We start from the raw sequence: 4811 nt of genomic DNA, 5'->3' as shown, positions 1-4811 counted from the left end.
GTTTAACCCACCCCCCCTTACCCGGGGGCTTCCTCCGCCCCCCGCCGGGGCGCCCCCGGGGTGGGGGGGCGGCGGGCGCCCTGCTGTCGGGCACTGCGGCTGGGGGTGGGCCGGGGACCCGGGGTGGGTCAGGCGGTCGCCAGGCAGAACTGCACCAGCCCGGCGTCCACGTCGCGGATGATCTCCTCCATCTCCGCCCAGCGGGGGTGGAACTCGGTGCCCCACTCGATGGTGAAGCCGAGCACCTTGCCCAGGTCGGGATCGGCGAACCCGCGGGAGTAGGCGTAGTCGTCGCTGGTCCCGCTGGTCGGGTACAGGTGGAAGCCGGTCATCGGCTTGTATGACAGGCCGCGGACGCCGTTGACGCCCTTGCAGAACGCCTCGGCGAGCAGGACGGCGGCGTCCTCGTCCTCCTTGGGGATGTACTCGGAGTAGGCGAGGTCGCCGGGCAGGCCGCGCTTGCCGTCGTACGCGGAGTTGCGGAAATTCATGTCGGGGTCGACCGACTGGTTGTCGTCGTCGCCCCAGTTGTAGAGCATGTCCTGCGAGTAGCTGTGCACGTCGACGAACCACCGGGTCAGCGGGAGCTGGTCCAGCAGCCACTGGACGTTGCGGGTCTCCGGCTCGGAGAACGGGCTCGGTCCGGCGTAGACCTGCTGGTCGCACGGGTCGGTCGACACCTGGGGGTCGGCCTTCGGGTCGAAGGCGGTGACGAAGTCGAAGAGGAAGTCGTAGTTGCGGTTGAGGTCGACGCCGACGCAGTCCGAGTCCGGGTTGCCGCCGGCGTTGGCCGGGTTGCGGTTCTTGCGCCACATCGGCCGGACGGTCTGGCTGTAGTTCCGGCCGTCGGGGTTGACCAGCGGGTAGACGACCAGGTCGAGACGGTGCAGCAGACCGCTGACCTGGCCCGCGGTGAACGCCGTGCCGCCGTAGCCGAGGCCGGTGCCGTTGCGGTGGGCCTCCAGCAGGTCGGCCGCCAGGTGGACGAGGATCTCGCAGCTGCCCCATTCGCGGGCGTGTACGCCGCCGATCATCAGCACGCACGGCTTGGGTGTCGCGGCGGGTTCGCCGATCACCAGGGCGTGGGCGGTGCGGCCCTCGAACGAGGGCTCGGGCAGGGTGACGAGTTGGGTGAGGCCGGGGTAGGCGGTGGCCAGGCTGGTCACGGCGGACTCGACCTCGGTGACGTTCAGGTACGGCATGACGGGCCTCCCGGGTCAGCCGGCGAGTTTGGTGGCCAGGCCGTGCGGGACGGCGTCGTCGGGGGCGAACCGGTCGCCGCTGCCGACCTCGGCCTGGGCGGCGCGCCCGGCCTCGCTGGCGTTGCCGGTCCGGGTGACCGTGACGCCCTCGCGTTCGAGGTCCGGGATCCGGTCGGCCGTGGTGTAGACGTCGATGCCGATGCGACCGTCCGCCTCGACGTGCGGGCGTCCGCCGACGTCGGGACGGTTCTCGCGCAGCAGGGCGCGCAGGGCCTCCGGGTCCTCTGAGGTGACGTGGAGGCGCAGGATGTCGTCGTCGGGTGATGCATGCGGAACGGCGGACATGGGGACTTCTTCCGGGCGCCCTCCGGTGCGCGGCCGCGGTTTCCCGGCAGCCGTCGGTGGCGCCGATATCAGGGGATATGTCCGACGTGTACCTCGTATCCTCAGGATGCGTCGCCGCCGTAGAACGCGTCAAGGGGTGGCTGCGGCATCCCGTCCAGCAGGCTGTCGAGGCCGGCCAGCAGCTCGGCGTCGTCGTCGAACTCGGTGAAGCGGGGCGCGAGGGCCCGCAGCCGGGGGTAGTCGGCGGCGGGCAGCCGGTGCAGCCCGAGCCGCAGCACCGGCTCCGGCTCGTCCGGGTTGTCGACCACCTGGCGCTTGTCCACCAGCAGGCAGCCGAGGTTCCAGGCCACGAAGGTGCGGTAGACGGCCAGCGCGGTGGCGTCGTCGAAGCCGGCCCGGCCGAGCACCGCGAGGATGTGCTCGGTGAGTTCGAGCACCGGCGCCGGGCGCCGGGCCAGCGGGACGGTCAGCGGCCTGGTGGCGACCAGCGGCAGGATCTCGGGGTGGGCGTGCGCGGCGGCGGCGAAGGACCGGGCGATCCGGCTCAGTTCCAGGCGCCATTCGGGCCGGTGCCGGGTCGACTCGGGCGGCCCGTTGTCGGCGTTGGTCCGCAGCCGGGCGTTGACCTCGGTGAAGTAGGACTCGATCAGGCCGTCGAGCAGGGCCTCCTTGCCCGGGGTGTACCGGTACAGGGCCATCGACTCGACGCCCAGCTCGGCGGCCAGGCGGCGCATGGTCAGCGCGGCCAGGCCCTCGCGGTCGACCAGGGCGACGGCGGCGGCGAGCACCAGCGGGCGGCTCAGCCGCCCCCGCTTCTCGGTGCCGTCCCGCTCGGCCATGTCCGCGCTCCCGGGGGGTGTCGCGCGAGGGTGTCGCGCCGTGGATGTCACGCAACGGATACAGATCCAGGATACAAGGTAGGAATCGGTCGTAAACGGGTGCGCCGGAACCGATCTTCGGATCCGGCGATTTCCCTGGTCAGCCGACCAGCACCCGGACGGCGAGCCCGGCGACCAGGGCGGAGGACCCGAGTGCGGTGAGTAGTCGGCCGCGCGGACCGGTCAGCGCTCGCCCCAGCAACGCCCCGCCCGCGGCCAGCAGCAGCTGCCAGCCGGCCGAGGCGGCGAACACGGCGGCGACGAACACGGCCCGGGCGAGGGTGCCCGAGGCCGCGCCGTCCCGGCCCGCGCCGCCCAGCACCAGGGCGGCGAAGTAGAGCACGGTGAGCGGGTTCAGCAGGGTGATCCCGAGCAGGGCGAGGAAGGCCCGGCCTGGCGTGGGCGGGGTCGGCTCCGAGGCCCGTTCCGGCGTCGCGGCGGCCCGGGGGCGGCGGCGCAGCGCGCCGTGCGCCGTCCGGGCCGCCCGGGCCAGCAGCACCAGGGCGGATCCGGTCCGCAGCGGCCCGGCGACGGGTTCGAGCAGCGGGGCGAGGCCTCCGCCGCCGACCGCGGCGAGCTGCGCGTACAGCCCGTCGGCGGCGGCCACCCCGAGGGCGGCGCAGGCGCCGGTGCGCAGCGAGGTCCGCGCGCTGAGCGCGACCAGGTAGGCCCCGACGGCCCCCACCGGGACGGCGACGCCGAACCCGGCGAGCAGCCCCGCGACCAGCGCGGCCCTCACGTGCGGGCGGCGTCGGTCCTGCGTGGGCGGCCGGGCTGCTGTCGGACCGGGGCCGGGCGGGCGGCGGAGGTCACGGGCAGCGGGCGGGCGGGGGAGGTGGTCATGGGCCGATCGTGGCGGCCGGGTCCGGGGGCGGCAAGTGGTTTTCGGACGGTGCCGGGTAGCGTGGGCCGTTCCCCGACCACAGTTCCCAGGAGGGCCGATGAACAGTCAGAACGACCCGGTGCGCGTGATGTTGGCGGAGGCCTGGGGCTCCTGGGCGGAGCGCGGAGCGGCGCTGAGCGCCGAGGACTGGGACCGGCCGACCCGGCTGCCCGCGTGGACCGTCCGGGAGCTGTACACGCACGTGGCGCCGGTGCCGGAGATGTTCACCGGGCTGCGCGACGCCGTCGTCGACGGCCCGGCCGAGGTCACCACCGGTGCCGGGATCCTGCGGGCCTACAACCGGCCCGGGGGCATCGCGCACACCGCCGCGGGGCAGGTCGCCGAGGCCGCGAAGGAGGTCGCGGAGCGGACCGCGCCGGCTGTGCTGATCGCGCGGTTCGGGGTCGAGGGGCCGGCCGCCCTGGCCGGGATCGCGGACCTGCCGCCGGACGCGACGGTGGCGCACCCGCTGCTCGGCAGCGTGCGGGTCGGCGCGCTCGGGGAGGTGGCGCTGATGGAGGCGACCGTCCACCTGCTCGACCTGATCGCGGCCGTCGGCGGCCCGCCGCCGCCCGGGGCGGCGCTGGACGCCACCCGGGCGCTGCTGGCGGAGGTCGCCGATCCGGTGGACTTCATCGAGGCGGCGACCGGGCGCAGCGCCCGGTCGGTGCTCCCGGTCATCCGCTGACGCCCGCGGTCATCCGCTGACGAGGCGCTCCCGTCAGGGGTCGGTCACCCCTGGTCAGCAGTATGATCAGCGGCTGGAATCGGCCCGATCGGGGGAGAGTCAGTGGACCAGGTCCTCAGCATGTGGTGGGTGCTGCCCGTCGTCCTGTACGGCAGCGGGTGGATCGTCAAGGACGCGCGGCAGGCGTTGAAGGTGCGGCACGAGCGGAAGATGGAACTGCTCGCGGCCACCGAGCGTCGGCACGCCGCCCTGGAGGCGGCCAACCGTCCGCCGGAGCCGATCTGCGGCTGCACCCACCACCTGGCCAAGCACGACAAGCAGGGGCGCTGCCACGAGGAGGTCGAGGCGCCGACCGCGTGGGACGCCGACCGCCGTCCGCTGCAGTTCGAGGCGCGGCCGTGCAACTGCCAGCAGTACATCGGCCCGGAGCCGCTCGGTACGGTCTTCGCCCCGGAGCTGGTCGACCCGCGCTGATCGCTCCGTCGGTCCGCGGGCCGACGGCGCCGGTGGGGGCGTCCGCGCCGCCGCCGGCGCCCGGGTGGGACCGGGGTGGGCCCGGGCGGCGCCGGGGCACTTGGTGTCATGAGCCTTTCAAAGGTGCGGGTTTGCTGTCACGCTGCTGCTCCCGGCCCGCTCCCCACGAGAGGTTCCGATGAGAAGACTCCTGCATGCCCTGACCGGCGCCGCCCTGTTCGCGGCTGCCGGACTCGCGGGCGGCGCCGCCCCCCCCAATGGCGCATGCGGGGCAGAGCCAACCCCCCCCCAGTGTGGCCAAAACGGAAAACTGGAACGCGCAGAGCCCGGGGGAGACCCCC

The 4811-nt window shown here is 74.2% G+C and carries 6 protein-coding genes; 2 read left to right on the top strand and 4 right to left on the bottom strand.

What is annotated here, in order from left to right; translation table 11 throughout:
- Positions 1-128: 128 nt before the first annotated feature.
- From ACFV04_RS33755 to ACFV04_RS33740, 4 genes are all read right to left on the bottom strand, one after another.
- Positions 129-1202, bottom strand: a complete 1074-nt coding sequence (locus ACFV04_RS33755) for a M14 family metallopeptidase (protein ID WP_380344350.1) — start codon at positions 1200-1202, stop codon at positions 129-131.
- A 15-nt stretch (positions 1203-1217) separates the two neighbouring features.
- Positions 1218-1547 (bottom strand): hypothetical protein, encoded by a 330-nt coding sequence (locus tag ACFV04_RS33750; RefSeq protein ID WP_360254307.1) that lies wholly within the window; start codon positions 1545-1547, stop codon positions 1218-1220.
- A 101-nt stretch (positions 1548-1648) separates the two neighbouring features.
- Positions 1649-2386 carry a TetR/AcrR family transcriptional regulator gene (locus ACFV04_RS33745; protein ID WP_380344344.1) on the bottom strand — a complete coding sequence of 246 codons (738 nt, stop codon included), beginning with the start codon at positions 2384-2386 and terminating at the stop codon, positions 1649-1651.
- Positions 2387-2525: 139 nt separating this feature from the next.
- Complete coding sequence (locus ACFV04_RS33740; protein ID WP_380534656.1) at positions 2526-3164, bottom strand: LysE family transporter; 639 nt, start codon at positions 3162-3164, stop codon at positions 2526-2528.
- Positions 3165-3366: 202 nt separating this feature from the next.
- Here ACFV04_RS33740 and ACFV04_RS33735 point away from each other — a divergent pair, with 202 nt between their 5' ends.
- Complete coding sequence (locus ACFV04_RS33735) at positions 3367-3996, top strand: maleylpyruvate isomerase N-terminal domain-containing protein (protein ID WP_380344339.1); 630 nt, start codon at positions 3367-3369, stop codon at positions 3994-3996.
- 120 nt (positions 3997-4116) lie between these two features.
- Positions 4117-4470 carry a hypothetical protein gene (locus ACFV04_RS33730; protein WP_360254548.1) on the top strand — a complete coding sequence of 118 codons (354 nt, stop codon included), beginning with the start codon at positions 4117-4119 and terminating at the stop codon, positions 4468-4470.
- Positions 4471-4811: the final 341 nt, after the last annotated feature.

The sequence above is a fragment of the Kitasatospora sp. NPDC059599 genome (assembly GCF_042735125.1).
In the GTDB taxonomy this organism is placed as follows: domain Bacteria; phylum Actinomycetota; class Actinomycetes; order Streptomycetales; family Streptomycetaceae; genus Kitasatospora.
The sequence above is the reverse complement of the archived record's forward strand: the minus strand, read 5'-3'. Positions and strand labels throughout refer to the sequence as shown.